Origin of the sequence: Candidatus Levibacter sp. Uisw_134_01 (assembly GCF_047717795.1) — a bacterium.
Classification (GTDB): Bacteria; Pseudomonadota; Alphaproteobacteria; order Puniceispirillales; family Marisalimonadaceae; genus Marisalimonas.
This window is the reverse complement of the sequence record NZ_CP159808.1, coordinates 1465240-1482342: the sequence shown is the minus strand read 5'-3', so window position 1 is coordinate 1482342 and position 17103 is coordinate 1465240. Positions and strand designations below refer to the sequence as shown.

Sequence of the window (17103 nt, the reverse complement as noted above, 5' to 3'; positions counted from 1 at the left end):
TTATTAATAATATATTAATATATCTTATTATTTTAATTACAACATCTCTTATCACCTCAAGGATTTAACATGGAAAATAAGAATAGGTTTATTAACATTAATTTTGAGAAACCGAATAATCAAATTGAATTAAATAAAAATAAAACAATTAATATTCTTTTTTTTACCGAAACAAAAATTCATTTACCTGAAGAAACTAAAATAAATGTTGAGCTGTATAAATTCTTAAACAGTTTTTTAATAAATGGTTCTCCTGACAATATAATAGTCAGATCCGAAAAAGGTAATTTCTTATTAGTAAAAAGAAAATCTGATGATGGAAAGTTAAAAGATGATTATCTAGAAAGATTAGGTGGTACTATATACAATGAGGTGAAATCGACAGCTTGTACAGAAGCTGTGATTTATGAGAATGATATTAAAATTAATCAAAGAATTGCCCTTGGCATTTTGCTAAGTTCATATAAATTCATTAATTATAAGAAAATAAAGCCAAAACAGGAAAATATCTTAAATTCAATTATATTCAGATGTAAGGATTTTAAAAAAAGTTCTTTATTATTTGATAATGTTAAAAGCATTGCTCAAGGAGTTTATACCGCTAGAGATTTAGTATGGCAACCACCAAATATTCTTTTCCCATTAAGTTTTGCTAATGAGTGTATAAAACTTAGAGATATAGGTGTTGAGGTAACTGTGTATGATGAATCTCAATTAAAAAAAATTGGCATGGAAGCTTTGTTGGCTGTTGGAAGAGGATCCCGGAAAGATAGTAGGGTAGTTGTAATGGAATGGACTGGTGGAAATAAAAATGCTCCGCCATATGCTTTTATTGGAAAAGGCGTTTGTTTCGATTCAGGTGGTTTATCTCTCAAACCACCTAAGTCAATGGAAGATATGAAATGGGATATGGGCGGAGCAGCAACTGTGACTGGTCTGTTGAAAACTGTAGCATTATCTAAAACTAAACTAAATATTATTGGTGTTATAGGTCTTGTTGAAAATATGCCAGATGGTGATGCACAAAGACCTGGTGATGTGGTTAACTCAATCTCAGGTCAAACTATAGAGGTATTGAATACAGATGCGGAGGGTAGGCTAGTTTTAGCTGATGTTTTGTCTTGGACTGAAAAAAAGTATAAGCCTGAATTTTTAATTGACCTAGCAACGTTAACTGGAGCAATGATTGTTGCTTTAGGTAATATTAGAGCTGGTTTGTTTTCTAATAACAAAACTCTTTCAGAAGCTATTTATAATGCTGGAGAAACAAGTGGTGAAAAAGTCTGGGGAATGCCTTTAGATGATGAGTATGACCAATTGATTAAAACAGAAATAGCCGATATGAAAAATATTGGAGGTCCTGGGGCAGGTTCAATAACCGCTGCCTGTTTTCTTAAAAGACATGTTGCCAAAACTCCTTGGGCACACTTAGATATTGCGGGAGTTACGTGGAAAAATAAACCTTCACCTACAATCCCCTATGGCGGTGTTGGATGGGGAGTTAAAATGCTTTATCAACTTATAAAAGATTATAAAAATGTTTAACTAGTTTTTATAAATAAATTATTATTGATTATTAAATATAATACATATACTAACCTTATGAATGATTACATTGGAGAAACTAATGCCTATTGAGAACACATTATCTATAATTAAACCAGATGCTACAAAAAGAAATTTAACTGGTTTAATAAATGCTAAATTTGAAAAAGCAGGATTAAAAATTATAGCACAAAAAAGATTACAATTATCAGAAGATATGGCACAAAAATTTTATGAGGTTCATAAAGATAGACCTTTTTATAACGATTTAGTTTCATTTATGACTTCTGGACCAGTTGTAGTACAGGTTCTGAGTGGTAATAATGCAGTAAAGTTAAATAGAGATATTATGGGTGCTACAAATCCGGAAGAAGCCGATGCTGGAACAATTAGGAAAGAATTTGCTGAAAGCATAGAAGCAAATTCCGTTCATGGCTCTGATAGTCTTGAAAATGCAAATCTAGAGATTGCTTTCTTTTTTGCTGCTGTTGAATTATTTAGTTAAACAATTATTCCCTACACCAAAAAAATCGCCATCAAAGCTACAATAGCTATTACAACCACAGCACTGTAAGTGGTATATTGTAAAAAATTTTCATAGAATTTTTTATGCTCTTCATTTTCTTTATCAATCTTATTAGCCATTAATATCTCCAATATTAAAAATTATAATTTTTTTCCCTTATTCAAAAGAATATGTAACATTTTTTGTAGTAACAATTTAAGTGATTTATAAATTATTTAAATAAAATAATAATATGCTTTAACCTTTCTAAAATTTCCAACCATCAAACATTACATTTTCATTTGATATGCTTTCAACCATTGACCCTATTAAAAAGGATTCATACCCAGCATTGTTTATATCATTAATAATTGTATGTGCATCTTTTTTATCTACAAAAATTAACAAACCAATTCCACAGTTAAATGTTCTGGTTAATTCAAAAAGATTTATATTTGCTTGTTCTTGAATCCATTTAAAAAGTGGGGGCAACTCAAAACCACTCATATCAAATTGAAGAGTTAAATTCTTTTTAAATGCTCTAGGAGGATTTTCAACTAAACCACCACCTGTGATATGGCTTAAAGATTTTACTTTCATATTTTTATTAGCTGCTAGAAATGCATTAGTATACAGAAGTGTTGGTTTCATGAGTAATTCAGCAAGTGATCTTTTTTTATCAAAGTCTGTTTTTTTAAAAATATCAATAGATCTTGTTTCGATAATTTTTCTCACTAGAGAATAACCATTTGAATGAATACCACTACTAGCAACAGCAATAACCTGATCACCATGTTTGACATTGTTTTTATCCAATAATTTTTCTCGTTCAGCAGCACCTACACAAAAACCAGCTAAATCAAAACTGTCATTTAAATAATGATCTGGCATTTCAGCGGTTTCTCCACCAATTAAAGCACAACCTGATTGTTTACAACCTTCTGCGATCCCCTTGATTACTTCAATAGCAACATCTTTTTTAAGCTTGCCTGTTGCAAAGTAGTCCATAAAAAATAATGGGATTGCTCCTTGAGCTAAAACATCGTTTGCGCACATGGCAACTAAGTCAATACCTATATTAAAATAGGATTTAGTTTTGATTGCTAACTGTAGTTTTGTACCTACACCATCTGTACTAGAGACAAGTATTGGATCTTTAAAGCCAGATTGTTTTAAGTCAAACAAGCCACCAAAACCACCTAATTCTCCAGTTGTACCCTTTATAGCAGTAGCTTTTGCAATAGGAGAGATTTCTGAAACTAGTTCTTCGCCTAAATCTATGTTTACGCCAGCGTCGCTATAATTAATAGATTCTAATTTTTGACTTTTTTTCTTTTTATTCATTTATAAGTTAATCTTTACTAGATCGTAAGGTTTAATTATTTTATGTAAAAGTTACTGAAAATTTATACATTTGATATATCGATGTTATAGTTACTTATCAATTAAAAAAATTGGATGATCAATAAATGTTTTTTAAAAATTTAAAAATAATAAGTCTAGTTTTAACAAATATAATATTTTCTTATTCAGTATCTCTGGCTTCTAACAATGATGATTGTCGTAATTCATCATATTATGTAAAAAATATAAAAGTTGATTTGACAAAGAAATCTATCGTAGAAGCAAGAAAATTAGCCGAAGATAAAGCAAAGTTATTTGGTTTAAAAACACTTTTAAATAAATTAACACTTAGAAACAAAAAAATTAAGTTTAAGAATTTAGAAGTCCTACAATTAGTAGATTATTTGAAAATTAACAGTGAAGCTAACAGCAATACAAGATATGTAGCTAACTTTGATATATGTTTTAATAGAAAACTAATAATAGAATACTTTCATAAAAACAAAATTCAATACGCAGAGACATACCGTAAACCGATTTCTATACTTCCAGTTTTTAAAGGGCCAAGGGGAGTGATTATTTGGGATGAAAAAGATCCTTGGTATTTAAAATGGAAAACAGCGATTAAATCTTCAGAAGGGTTGGTGAAATTTTCTTTAGCAAAAGGGAATTTGAAATTATCAAGAAGAATCAGATCAAATTTAATAAATGTTTCTAACAAGGATCTGATTAGCAAATTAATTAACTTAGAAAAATCTGAAGAATTATTAGTTGTTATTGCAGAACCTGTTTTAAAAAATGATGGAAAAACCTTCCTTAGTACCTATGCTAAGATATATAATAAAAATGGAATATTAGAAAATACACTCTACAGAAATAAAACTCCTCTTAAAACTACTACTTCTTTATATAATATTGACCAAACTCTATTAAATCAGGAAGTCTTAAACATAAAAAATTCTATAGAAAAAAACTGGAAAAAAGATAATCTAATTAATTCCAGTATTATCAATGAAGTTGAATTGATAATTCCAATTTCCTCATATAAATCGACAAGATTAGAAGCTCCATTTTTATTTAATGATAAAATTATAAAAGTAAAATCAACAGATGGGTTTTTAGATGAAGGAGTTATAGAAATAGAAAAAGAAGTTATATTTTACAAAAAGAAAAATTCAAAAAACTTTGAGCATCTTAAAAGAGGCTTACTTAAATCAAATAGTAAAATAGAATATAATGTAAATACGATACTAATACAAAAGGATATAACTTTGTGGCCTTTTGTACTCAACACTCTTAAAAGTTTACCATTTGTTAAAGAAGTTAAAGTTATTTCTATTTCAACCTTAAAAGGGATGGTTGTAGTAAGGTTCATAGGAAACAAAAAAACTTTTTTTCAGGCAGCAAAAGAAAAAAAAATGATTTTTAAAGACTTCAACTCTCAACAATACATACTTAATTCAAAATTTTAATGGAGTTAATTACATGTCAGATGAACTTAAAAATGGGAAAATAAAAAATTTAAATATTTATATCTTATTATGTTTAATTTTTATAATTTCTTTATATTTATTTGAAGTGATTATTCCCTTTGCATTGGCTTTTATCATTGCTTATTTGGTTAACCCTTTAAAAGTTTTATTGGATAAATATTTAAATGAAACTATTTCAAGTTTAATGGCAGTCATTCTTTTCATCATATGTTTATTATCTTTGTTAATATTAATTTCGCCAATTATTATTAAACAAACACAGAATTTATTTTCTATCTTACCATCTTATATGAGTAAAATTGAAATTTTGATAGAGCAATATAGTAATCAATACTCTATTAATGAAAAAATAAATAATTTTAATTTCATTGAATTTTTAAAACCGCTCACAAAAAATTTAATCAGTTCCAGTTCTATTTTAGTGGATAACAGTATTCAATTTTTTAATAGTTTTTTTGACGTTATTTTAGTTTTTATTTTAAGTTTTTATATGAGTTTAGAATTTAAATATATTAAGATATTTTTTAATAATTTTCAAAATCAATCAAACTTAAAAGACTTAACGGTTTTAATTAAACAAATAGATATTGTTCTTTCTAAATTTATTCGAGGTCAAGGTATAGTATGTTTAATTTTAAGTATCTTTTATTCTTTTAGCCTTTTCTTTTTAGGTATTGAATTTGGCATACTCTTAGGGCTGTTTGCAGGAATGATATCATTTATTCCTTATATTGGGGTGCTTTTAGGCGGTGGTTTAACATTAATATTAGGTTTTTTCCAGTTTGGTTTTTCATTTGAATTATTATATCTATCATTAGTATTTCTTTTTGGACAAGTACTTGAAAGTTATTATTTAACCCCAAAATTCGTAGGAGATGCCATTGGATTAAATCCAATTTGGGTTCTGTTTTCTCTTTTAACAGGGGCTCATTTGGCAGGGTTTGTAGGAGTTCTTATATCATTGCCTTTAGCTGCAATTTTAGGCGTGATAATGAGATTTTATTTTTTTAAAATAATCAATAAAAGTAACTAATGTATACTAAGCTAAGAAATATAAATAAAAGTAGCTTTAATAAGCAACTAGCACTTCCTCTTACCTTTAAATCTATTAAAAATAGAGACAATTTTATTGTTTCTAAATGTAATCAATCAGCAATTAGCCTTATTGAAAATACTGATTTTTGGCTAGGGAACAAAAAAATTAACACAATACCTGCCGCACTCATTTTTGGACCTACTGGCTGTGGTAAAACCCATTTAAGTAATATATTTATGGATACCAATAAATCCTTTGTTTTATCATCTTTAAAATCACATGATTTGGATTTAATTAAAAAAGGAACTAATTTCATTATAGATAATTTTGTACCAAGTAGTAATTATCCTTCTAAATTAGTCTTGCATTTTCTCAATCAAGTTACTTATAAGCAAGGTTCTATTTTATTTTTATCTAGATATTCTGCCTTCGAAATGGATTGGGAATTAGATGATTTAAATTCAAGAATACGAAGTTTGCTGGCTTGTGAGATTAAATTACCAGACGATATGCTAATGTACACCTTTCTGATTAAGTATAGTAATGATAAAAAATTAATATTAAATGATAATCAATGTCTTTATATATTAGAGAGATTAGAGAGAAATTTTGAAAGCATTATAAAATTTATTAACTCATTAGATGTGATACTTTTAGAGACTAAAAAAAAGGTAAGTTATAAAAGTATTCAATACATTTTTGATACACTCAATATAAATTAAATATCTATTTTCTTTATTTTCCCTTTTTCCATTTTAAATGCTAATTTTCCATTCAATAATGATAAAGCTATTTCCCCAAAAATTTTGTTCCTCCAACCAGTAAATACTTTCATATTTTTTTTTTGACCTTCTAATATAGATTTTAAGTCATCAGTATTAGCAATAACTTTTTCTGCTAAACCATTTTCTTCAGAACAATATTTTAAGAGTATTTTTAATAATTCTAAACTGCTTTTAGATATTTGAGGAGAAGTCGATGTTGATATTAATGGCCATTCCTCACGTTTTACTTTCTGAGCTTTATCTACAACTTCTAAAATTTGACAAAAATCATCATTTGATAAATTTTTTGGTATAGCCCTGATTTTTTTAAGCTCACTGATCGTTTTGGGCTTGGAAAATGAAATATTAATTAATACATCGTCTCGTATTAATCTGTTTCGTGGAATATTTCGTTTCTTACACTCATTTTCTCTCCAAGATGCTAGATATTTTAGTAAATTTAACATTTGTGGATTAGAGTTTTTTAATTTTATTTTTTTCCAAACCTCATCTGCCTTAACTTGATATAATTCTTTTTTACTAAGGTGCTCTAGCTCTTTAGTGACCCATTCTTCTCTATTGTTATCTTTAATTGCTTGGCGTATTAATGGAAATATATTAATTAAGTGGGTTACGTCAGATATTGCATAGTTAATCTGATTTTGTGATAGTGGTCTCTGCAACCAATTTGTAAATTGATGTTCTTTATTAATTGACAATCCTAAAAAGTTATTTACTAAACTTTCATAACCAACTTGATCACCAAGTCCACAAAACATTGCGGCTATTTGTGTGTCATATATTGGTGTAGGTATTTCACCCATTAATCCAAAAAATATTTCTATATCTTGTCTGCATGCATGGAAAACTTTTAAAATATTTTTATTTAATAGTAATTCCCATATTGGACTCATGTCTAATTTTGCAAGAGGGTCAATTGCAGCAGCAAAATTTATGCCTGCAATTTGTATTAAACATAGGGATGGATAATATGTGCTATCCCTTATAAATTCTGTATCTACTGCTAGAACTTTTTCTATTTTACATTTATTATAAAAATCGTTTAATGTATTTTGGTCTGTTATTGGTTTAATTATTTCATTCATAACACATTAACTTAGATTATATTGTTTTAAAAACAACGATAATTTTTTTAAAATATCTAATTAAACAAAAGGAAAAAAAATGTTTTCAAATAAATGTATAAATGCCCTTTTTATCATATATTTACTTTTAATCAGTCCTTCATTTTCATCTCAGCTTTTATCACATAAAGCCACTTATATACTAAATGTTGAAAATATAAAAAACTCTTTTCTAGAAGGGGGACAAGGACAAACATTTTTTGAAATCCAAGAAGTTTGTGATGGCTGGAATGTACGAGAAGATTATATATTAATTTATGAGTTACCAAATAAAAAATCTGCAAAAAGTTTTTCCAGCTTTACTACTTTTGAAAATAAAATATCTACTAAACATAGTTTTCAATTAACTGAGAAAAGTGATTTAAATGGTGAAAATGATTATCAAGGTTTTGTAGAGAAAAATAAAAAAAACATTTCAGGATCTATGATCAATCAAAATATAAAAAAACTAACTTTTAATAAAAAAACTTTATTTCCCTTAGAGCATTTAAAAAAAGTTATTCAAAAAGCTAAAGCAGGTCAAACAATTTTTAACGCTGATGTTTTTTTTGGAAACGAAGAAAACAACCCGATTAAAACTGTTTCAACCGTCATAAGTAATAAAAGACGAGCTAAGGTACATAATAATAAAAATATTTCTGCAGTTATGGTCTGGCCAATTAAAATTGCTTTTTATTCTAAGGCTGAAAACAAAACAAGTCCAGATTATGAAATATCATTAGAATTAGACGAGGATGGAGTTGTGTATTCTTATAAAGTTGATTATGGGGACTTTGAAGTGATAGCTAAACTTAAAGATTTTAAGGTTATTGAAAAACAAGTATGTAATAATTAGAAAGTATTAATTATTTAATTTTAGATTCCTTAAATAAAACATGTTTCCTTGCTTTTGGGTCATATTTCATTAATTCTAATTTTTCAGGTTTTGTTCTGGGGTTCTTTTTTGTAACATAGAAATATCCAGTATCAGCTGAACTAATAAGTTTGATTTGTAAAGTTGCTGGTTTAGCCATATTTAACTCCATAATTTTTGTATTAAGTAATTTAATTATTGTTTAAAGTCAAGTTATGAAATGTCTTTAAAGTGTTGGTAGCTACTAATTTATCTTTTTCTTCTTTTTTTATATTTTTTTAATTTACCTTTTATTCCTCCAGAAATAAATTTCACAGTTATACTACCAGTTATAGGAACAACTTCTGTAATCTTGACTGTAAGTTCCATACCACTTTTGAAAAAATATCCTGATCTTTCACCCAACAATACTTGTTTTGTTTGATCAAAATCGTACCAGTCATAAGGTAATTCACGTATAGGTAGAAGTGCTTCAGCTATTCCGTCATCTATGGACACAAATATTCCAAATTTATGGACTGATATAATTGAACCAGTAACAGTTTCTTTAACTTTATCTTGGTACAGTAAACTAATTAATCGATCAATTGTAGTTCTTTCAGCATTTGTTGCCTTTCGTTCAGTACTTGAAATATGTTCGCACAATAATTTAATTTCTGTCTCATTAATACTTGTATTGATTTTTTTTGAATTTTCTTGATTAATTATGTTTATAATTTGTCTGTGAATTAATAAATCTGCGTACCTACGTATTGGTGAAGTGAAGTGAACATAATTTTTAAGTGCTAGTCCAAAATGTGAATAATTTTTATTATCGTACCTTGCTTGAGACTGACTTCTTAATATTGATTGATTGATTAATTCATAATCAGCCGTCTCTTTTGTTTGTTCTAATATTTTATTCATCAATGAAGGGTGAGGTAATTTCCCAATTAAAATACTAGCTAGCGGTTGTCCTATTATGTCTATTAATGTTTTATATTTTTCTTCACTTGGTTGTTCATGAACTCGGTAAACGGTATTTTGTGAACTTTTATTTATTTCCTCAGCTGCAGCAACGTTTGCTAAAACCATAAATTCTTCAATTATCTTGTTACTAGTCATGCCATAAACTTTTTTTACGTCTACCGGCCAATTTTTTTTATTAAATATTATAGTTTTTTCTGGCAAATTTAAATTTAATGCGCCTCTGTTTGTTCTAACTTTATCAAGAAGTTGATAAACTTCATGTAAATAGTTAATGACTTTTAGAATGTTTGTATCTAAATGACTGTTTTTATCTTTATTAATTACATCTTCAACCTGTTTGTAAGTTAACCTTTGTTTTGAGTTAATTATAGACTGAAAAAACTTATGAGATTGTTTAACACCTTTGTTATTTACTATTATTTCAACTGTTAAACATAATCTATCTACATTTGGTTTTAATGAGCATAAATTATTTGACAATTGCTCAGGAAGCATAGGAATAACAAGGTTTGGTAAATATACTGAATTGCCTCTTTCTTTCGCTTCTAGATCTAGATAGGAATTTAGCTTTACGTAATGAGAAACATCAGCTATCGCGACTAATATTCGCCACCCTTTTTTACTAGATAATTTTTCAGCATAAACAGCATCATCAAAATCTTTAGCATTTTCTCCATCAATCGTTACTAAAGATGTAGATCTCAAATCAACACGGCCTTCATTATTAATTTGGTTTAACCCTTTAACTTCCTTGACGATATTATCGTTAAATTCGTAATTTAAATCATTTTCTTTAATTGCTAAAAAGGAAAATGTTTTTGGATCAAACGAAGAACCTATTATTTCTATGACTTCTGCATAATTAGTTTGGTTATTATTGCTATTTCTTTCTCTCTTTTTTGCTTTAATTTTTTTTATTTTTATATTTTTTAAAGTTTGCGTCGATGCTATTTGAGCTTTAACAATATCTCCATTATGAATAACAGTCTCTTTTGATATTATGGGAATTATTATATCTTTACTTTTACGACCTCTTTCTAATTCTTGAAGTATAAATTGTTTTCTTGAGTTCATATTTACTTTTGCAAAGAAATATCTTCTTTCAATATCTAGTTTTTTAATTATCCTAATAAATTCATAGTTGTTATTAGATATTTTAAATTGGACTAATAAATGATCTTGTATATTAAATTTTATATTTTCATTTTTGAACGGTATTTCAACTTGTCTAAAATCATAATGGCTATCTAAAATATTTGCATTAGCAAAACCGTCATCATCTATAGAAGTGATCTTTAATGATAATATTGGAGATGTTATCTCTTCTATTTTACTATCATTATTATTTTTCATATTTGTTGAAGTTTATATTAACCATAGATTATTTTTTCTTTTTTGATTTCTTAGAAGTTTTTGGAGTAGTTTTCTTTTTAAACCTTGGAGGTTTCGCAGCTTTTGCAATAATTAATTCAATTGCTTGTTCTAAATTAATATCTTCTAAAGTAAAAGATTTAGGTAAAGTGGCTCTAATCTTATTGTATTCTACATAAGGTCCAAACCTTCCTGATTTTGCCAACACTTTACCATTACCATCAGGATGGTCTCCGAGCACTCTACCAAGTTTGTCACTGTTTTCTCCAATTAAAACTACAGCATGGTTTAAGCCAATGTTTATGACTGTTTCGTCAGCTGGAATACTTATAAAATTTATATCATATTTTAAATAGGGACCATATCGGCCTATACCAGCAGAAATATCTTGTTCAGTTTCTGGATGTTTACCAATTAATCTTGGTAATGAGAGAAAAGCTAATGCTTTTTTTAGATCAATTGTTTTGGCTTCAACAAGTTTTGGGATGCTAGTTCGTTTTGGTTTTTTTTCTTCACCTAGTTGAATATAAATACCATAAGGACCTTTTTTAATTAAAACATTTAATCCTGTTTCAGGGTCTATTCCAAGCAATCCATCATTTTCAGGCATAAAAGTGTTGTTAGCATCGCTATCGTCACCATTTTGGTTATTTGCGATCTGCTTAGTAAATTTACATTCTGGATAATTAGAGCATCCTATAAAAGCACCATATTTTCCTAATTCCAAGCCCAAGGTTCCATTGGAGCATGTTGGGCATGTTCGGTTTGGTTGACCATTGTCTTTTTGATCGTCTTTAGGAAAAAATAAGTCTGTCAGTTCGTTTTCTAAGGCTTCTAATATTTTATCTCTTTCGAGGTTAGACATTTTATCTAAATGAGGTTTAAAATTGTCCCAAAATTCTTCTAATAATTTTTTATAATTTAATTTTCCATCCGATACAGTATCCAGTTTCTTTTCTAATTCTGCAGTAAAATCATACTCAATATATTTTCCAAAAAAATTATTTAAAAAAGCAGTAAGTATTCGGCCTCTTTCTTGTGGTACATGTTTGCCTTTCTCTTTTTCAACATAATTTCTATTTATTAAAACTTGTAATATTGAAGCATAAGTTGATGGTCTACCAATACCCAACTCCTCCATCTTTTTAATTAGACTTGCATCAGTATATCTTGGCGGAGGTTGTGTAAAATGTTGATCACTTTCAACCTTACTTAAATCAACTTCTTCTTTTTCTTTCAAGTTAGGTAATAGCCTATCATCTTCTTTATCTCTATAAACAAAAAAACCAGGAAAAATAACTTGTGAACCATTAGCTCTAAACGTGATGCTTTGATCTTTACTTGAAATATCGGCTGCAGTTTCATCTAATTCTGCTGATTGCATTTGACTTGAAATAGTTCTTTTCCAAATTAGATCATACAATTTAAATTGTTCCGCATCCAAATAACTGGATATGCTCTCTGGATCTCGTGCAATGTCTGTTGGTCTTATTGCTTCATGAGCTTCTTGTGCATTTGCTGCTTTAGATTTATATACTCTTGGATTATCAGGAATATATGATTTTCCATGACGGTTTGAAATTTCATTTCGTAATTCTTCAATAGCTTGCGAACTTAATTGAACTCCATCAGTTCGCATATATGTTATTAACCCAGTTGTTTCAGAACCAATATTTATTCCTTCGTATAACTTTTGAGCAATTCTCATAGTTCTTGACGCACCAAAGCCCAGTTTGTTTGAGGCATCTTGTTGAAGAGTTGAGGTTGTAAAGGGTGCTAAAGGATTTCTTTTAACCCTTTTCTTCTCAATATTTGTAATATGAAAAGTTGATTTATTAATCTGATCAAGTGCCAAATTAGCTTCACTTTCATTTTTAATATCCATTTTTGCAAGCTTTTTGTTGTTTATAAAAATAAGCCTTGCAGTAAAATCTTCTTTGTTATCTTTTGTAAAAACTGAAGCAATTGACCAATATTCTTCTATATTAAATTTTTCAATTTCAATTTCTCTTTCGCATATTAGCTTTAAAGCCACTGATTGAACTCTACCCGCAGATTTAGAGCCAGGAAGTTTTCTCCATAATATAGGTGATATAGAAAAACCTATAAGATGATCTAAGGCTCTTCTTGCCAAGTATGCTTCTACTAATTCTGTATTTATTTCCCTCGGGCTCTTCATTGCCTCTAAAACAGCATTTTTAGTAATTTCATTGAAAACCACTCGCTGAACGGGTTTGTCTTGTATAGTTTTTTTGCTATTTAGAATCTCTTTAAGATGCCAACTAATGGCCTCACCTTCTCTATCTGGGTCTGTGGCAAGAATAAGAGTGTCGGCAATTTTTAATTCACTTATAATCTCTTTTACAACTTTTTCTTTATCTTTGTGCATTTCCCAAGACATTTTAAAATTATCTTCAGGAAGAACTGCACCATCTTTGGATGGTAAGTCTCTTACATGGCCAACTGATGCAATTACTTTATAATCGTTACCCAGGTATTTATTAATAGTTTGGGCTTTTGCAGGAGATTCAACTATTACTAACTTCATTTATTTTAGGTCCTAGGTTAATTTTAAAAAGTAATAAAACATTAGTGTTTAATGAGCTATTCATTTGCAGATAACATTACTTTGATTAAATAACAACAGAGTTTTTAAATTTTAGGCTCTGTTCTATTCAACAATCTTTTAATATTTTCTCGATGTTGAAACCAACAGATTGATGAAATAAATACTGAAGCAATAATAAAATAATTTTCCACTGAGTAAAAAGCCATTAAAAAAGGTATTAGAAAATAAGAAACCAAAGCTGACATTGAGCTAATTTTGAATAATTTTGCTATTAAAAACCATATCAGAAGAGCTGTAATTCCAACTAATAAATTAATAAACAATATAGTACCAAATCCTGTTGCTACACCTTTGCCACCTTTAAAATTCAACCAAATTGGAAAACAATGTCCCAGAACAGAAGATATAGCAACCACACTCATAATTAATTCAACATTATAGATGTTGAAAATTGACGCCTTAGTTAATAAGGATGTTAACAGAAATAATGCTAAGGCTCCCTTGCTTCCATCTAAAATTAATGTAAACAACGCTATTTTTTTGTTGCCAGTCCTTAAAACATTCGTTGCGCCAATGTTTCCACTACCTATATTTCTGATATCTCCTAAACCTGACATCTTGGTCAAGATTAAACCAAAAGGTATAGAGCCAATTAAATAACCTAGAAAAGAGAATAATAATAAAACTAATAAATAGTTGAGATCAAAATTCATTTAATAGCCTTTTTTTTAATATTGAATTTAAGTAAGACGGATTGCCACGAATAAAAGTGGCTAGAATTTTGCCTTTTATATTTCTTCCCTCAAATGGAGTTGGGCTAAACATTAAATTTTTTTGATTAATTGTACTTTTACAGCTGTCACTAAAAATGATAAAAGTAGCATCTTCATTTAATTCAAGAGTAGGCTCTTTTATTTTTAATATCTTAGAAGGATTAACTGAGATTAAAGAAATTGCTTTATTTAAACTAATTAATTTTTTATGAACTAATTCTAAAGTTAGTGAAAATAACGTTTCAATTCCTGCAGCCCCAATTGAAGCAGCAGAGAATGGTTGAACTTTTGTGTCTTTTGATCTAGCTCTATGATCAGAGGCTATTGCATCAATTGTTCCGTCTTGTATACCTTCTATTACGGCCATTCTATCGTCCTCTGTCCTTAAAGGAGGTGAAATTTTAAATGATGTATCATAATTCAATAATACATTTTCATTTAATAAAAAATATGGTGGAGCAGTATCACAAGTTATATTTAATCCCTTTTTCTTAGCTTGACGAATTACATCAATTGCTTCTCTCGTAGATACGTGAGCTACATGATAATGAACACCAGTTAATTCAGCTAATCTTATGTCTCGTTCAATCATAATTACTTCTGCACAAGATGGTATTCCGATTAAACCAAGACGAGTAGAAATTTCTCCTTCATTCATTTCACCCCTTATAGATGTTGTTGAAGCTTGGTTAATCCCTGACAAATCTTGATCTTCTGCATGTTGAATTATAGGGCGATTTATCATTTCTGCGTAACTCATTAAACGTCTCATAACCAAACTATTTTTAATACTTTTATTCCCATTTGTGAAACCGACAGCACCCATCTCTGACATTAATCCTAGTTCACTCATTTCTAGCCCTGCATCATCTTTTGTTGCAGCACCATAGACATTAACTTTAGGTAACATAGAGTTTTCTGATTGTTTATAGATATGATCTATAATAGAGGGATTATTAAGTTTAGGAGTTTGATTTGGAAGAATGACAATTGAAGTTACACCATTTTCCAGAGCAACTTTCTGAGTTAATTTTAAATTTTCAGTTTTTCCTAAATTAACACGCATGTCCATTAATCCAGGAGATATAGTTAAACCATTACCGTCATAAATAGTTACAGATTTATGGTTTGTGAAAGTTTTTAGATTAATTTTTTTTGAAATTGAAATAATTTTGTTATTTTCAATAACAACATTTGATTTTTCATCAAAATTTGTACGAGGGTTAAGAACATTGATAGATTTAAAAATTGTATATGCCATTTTTACTTTTCTAAACCTTTAGTTTTTGTATGGATTAGAGATTCAATAATTGACATCCTAACTGCCACACCCATTTCAACCTGAGTTTTTATTAAGCTCCTATTTGAATCATCAGCTAACGCAGATGCAATTTCAACACCTCTATTCATTGGGCCAGGATGCATAATAACGGCATTTGAGTTTGCTAGTGATAACTTAGTTTCATCAAGGCCAAAAAATTTAAAATATTCACGCTCAGAGGGATTTTCAGTTCCAGACATACGCTCATTTTGAAGTCTTAATAACATGACTACATCGGCATCCTTGATGCCTTCTTCCATATTATAAAAGCACTTTACACCTAACTTTTCTAGGTTTAAAGGCATTAAAGTTGATGGAGCTATGCACCTAACTTCTGCTCCCATTATATTTAAAAGATGAATATTTGAACGAGCCACTCTACTGTTAGCTATATCTCCACAAATACTTATTTTTAATCCTTCTAAATGACCAATTCTTCTCTTAATAGTTAAAGCATCTAATAACGCTTGCGTTGGGTGCTCATGTCTTCCATCACCTGCATTGATAATGCTGCAATTTAAATAGTCAGCAAATAAATGTGGAGCTCCACTATGAGGGTGTCTTACTATCAATAAATCTGGTCGCATTGCATTTAAAGTGCTTGCAGTATCAAGAAGGCTTTCTCCTTTTTTTATAGATGAGTTAATTAAAGATATGTTTATAACTTCTGCACCAAGTCTTCTTGCTGCAAGTTCAAAAGACACTCTTGTACGAGTAGAGTTTTCAAAAAAGACGTTTAGAACAACATAACCTGATAGTTTTTTTGTATCACTGTGTCTATCTAAATTAGCAAAGTAATTGGCTCTATCGAGTAATCCTTCAATTTCATACTTTTGCATACCCTCTATTGCTAACAAATGGGAAGATAATAAATTAACTGGAGAGGGCAAAATGGTTTTATGGTTTTTAAATATTTTGTTCATTTAAAATATCTTACTACATTCTTTTGGGTAATCCGTCTAGTGCAGTTTGTAATATCCAGCAAGCAGCTAGTTGATCTGTTCTGGAGTTTCTTTTTTTTCTAGTAAGGTCTGCCTTGATCATAGGCTTTTCAACAGCCATTGTAGACATTCGTTCGTCTTGAAGTAGGATTGGAATATCAATCATTTCTAATAAGCTTTTTATAAAATCTCGAACAGAATCGCATCTTGGCCCAATACTTCCATCCATGTTTAAAGGCCAACCTATAATTATTCCTGTAACATCATATTTTTTTAGAACTTCAAGAAGTTGATTTAAATCAGATTGTAATTTTTTTCTTTGGATTGTAAAAATAGGGGAGGCAACGGTCAAATCTGAATTACTGATTGCTATTCCCAAAGTTTTGGTACCAGGATCTATTCCTAAAATCCTTTTTTTAGGCAAAATGTTCAACAAAAATTCATCAGACTTGAAGATAGGCATAATTGATGCTA

16 protein-coding genes are annotated in these 17103 nt (G+C 29.0%); 6 read left to right on the top strand and 10 right to left on the bottom strand.

Annotation, left to right across the window (positions count from 1 at the left end):
- Positions 1-69: 69 nt before the first annotated feature.
- Both ABXT66_RS07620 and ndk read left to right on the top strand, forming a co-directional pair.
- Positions 70-1545 carry a leucyl aminopeptidase gene (locus ABXT66_RS07620; RefSeq protein WP_443642897.1) on the top strand — a complete coding sequence of 492 codons (1476 nt, stop codon included), beginning with the start codon at positions 70-72 and terminating at the stop codon, positions 1543-1545.
- Between the two features lie 82 nt (positions 1546-1627).
- Complete coding sequence (ndk, locus tag ABXT66_RS07615) at positions 1628-2050, top strand: nucleoside-diphosphate kinase (protein ID WP_443642896.1); 423 nt, start codon at positions 1628-1630, stop codon at positions 2048-2050.
- Between the two features lie 11 nt (positions 2051-2061).
- On the opposite strand, the gene ABXT66_RS07610 is transcribed toward ndk, so the two are convergent.
- Together ABXT66_RS07610 and purM are read right to left on the bottom strand one after the other, a co-directional pair.
- Entirely contained in the window at positions 2062-2190 is a 129-nt protein-coding gene (locus ABXT66_RS07610) for an aa3-type cytochrome c oxidase subunit IV (RefSeq protein WP_443642895.1), read from the bottom strand.
- A 127-nt stretch (positions 2191-2317) separates the two neighbouring features.
- Positions 2318-3394: a phosphoribosylformylglycinamidine cyclo-ligase gene (gene purM, locus ABXT66_RS07605; protein WP_443642894.1), complete on the bottom strand. Its 1077-nt coding sequence runs from the start codon at positions 3392-3394 to the stop codon at positions 2318-2320.
- A 125-nt stretch (positions 3395-3519) separates the two neighbouring features.
- On the opposite strand from purM, the gene ABXT66_RS07600 reads away from it, so the two are divergent.
- From ABXT66_RS07600 to ABXT66_RS07590, 3 genes are read left to right on the top strand one after another with little or no spacing between them, the layout of a single operon-like run.
- Positions 3520-4866: a hypothetical protein gene (locus ABXT66_RS07600; protein ID WP_443642893.1), complete on the top strand. Its 1347-nt coding sequence runs from the start codon at positions 3520-3522 to the stop codon at positions 4864-4866.
- A gap of 13 nt (positions 4867-4879) precedes the next feature.
- Positions 4880-5920, top strand: a complete 1041-nt coding sequence (locus ABXT66_RS07595) for an AI-2E family transporter (protein ID WP_443642892.1) — start codon at positions 4880-4882, stop codon at positions 5918-5920.
- On the top strand, positions 5920-6645 hold the full coding sequence (locus tag ABXT66_RS07590; RefSeq protein WP_443642891.1) for a hypothetical protein: 726 nt from the start codon (positions 5920-5922) through the stop codon (positions 6643-6645). The genes ABXT66_RS07595 and ABXT66_RS07590 overlap by 1 nt, the downstream gene beginning before the upstream one ends.
- On the opposite strand, the gene rnd is transcribed toward ABXT66_RS07590, so the two are convergent.
- On the bottom strand, positions 6642-7793 hold the full coding sequence (rnd, locus tag ABXT66_RS07585; RefSeq protein ID WP_443642890.1) for a ribonuclease D: 1152 nt from the start codon (positions 7791-7793) through the stop codon (positions 6642-6644). The two genes, ABXT66_RS07590 and rnd, sit on opposite strands and share 4 nt — an antisense overlap.
- Before the next feature lie 79 nt (positions 7794-7872).
- On the opposite strand from rnd, the gene ABXT66_RS07580 reads away from it, so the two are divergent.
- Positions 7873-8667, top strand: a complete 795-nt coding sequence (locus tag ABXT66_RS07580; protein ID WP_443642889.1) for an EipB family protein — start codon at positions 7873-7875, stop codon at positions 8665-8667.
- Positions 8668-8677: 10 nt separating this feature from the next.
- Here ABXT66_RS07580 and rpmG read toward each other — a convergent pair whose 3' ends face one another.
- From rpmG to ruvX, 7 genes are all read right to left on the bottom strand, one after another.
- The gene (rpmG, locus tag ABXT66_RS07575; protein ID WP_443642888.1) at positions 8678-8845 is read right to left on the bottom strand and encodes a 50S ribosomal protein L33; all 168 of its coding nucleotides are present in this window, start codon (positions 8843-8845) and stop codon (positions 8678-8680) included.
- An 89-nt stretch (positions 8846-8934) separates the two neighbouring features.
- Positions 8935-11007, bottom strand: coding sequence for a ribonuclease R family protein (locus tag ABXT66_RS07570; protein WP_443642887.1), 2073 nt, complete (start codon positions 11005-11007; stop codon positions 8935-8937).
- Positions 11008-11035: 28 nt separating this feature from the next.
- On the bottom strand, positions 11036-13573 hold the full coding sequence (gene topA / locus ABXT66_RS07565) for a type I DNA topoisomerase (RefSeq protein ID WP_443642886.1): 2538 nt from the start codon (positions 13571-13573) through the stop codon (positions 11036-11038).
- A gap of 104 nt (positions 13574-13677) precedes the next feature.
- Positions 13678-14307, bottom strand: coding sequence for a glycerol-3-phosphate 1-O-acyltransferase PlsY (gene plsY / locus ABXT66_RS07560; RefSeq protein WP_443642885.1), 630 nt, complete (start codon positions 14305-14307; stop codon positions 13678-13680).
- A complete protein-coding gene (locus tag ABXT66_RS07555; RefSeq protein ID WP_443642884.1) occupies positions 14297-15628 on the bottom strand; it encodes a dihydroorotase in 1332 nt (443 codons plus the stop codon). The genes plsY and ABXT66_RS07555 overlap by 11 nt, the downstream gene beginning before the upstream one ends.
- A 2-nt stretch (positions 15629-15630) precedes the next feature.
- Positions 15631-16611, bottom strand: coding sequence for an aspartate carbamoyltransferase catalytic subunit (locus tag ABXT66_RS07550; RefSeq protein WP_443642883.1), 981 nt, complete (start codon positions 16609-16611; stop codon positions 15631-15633).
- Between the two features lie 13 nt (positions 16612-16624).
- Positions 16625-17092, bottom strand: coding sequence for a Holliday junction resolvase RuvX (gene ruvX / locus ABXT66_RS07545; protein WP_443642882.1), 468 nt, complete (start codon positions 17090-17092; stop codon positions 16625-16627).
- Between the last annotated feature and the right edge of the window lie 11 nt (positions 17093-17103).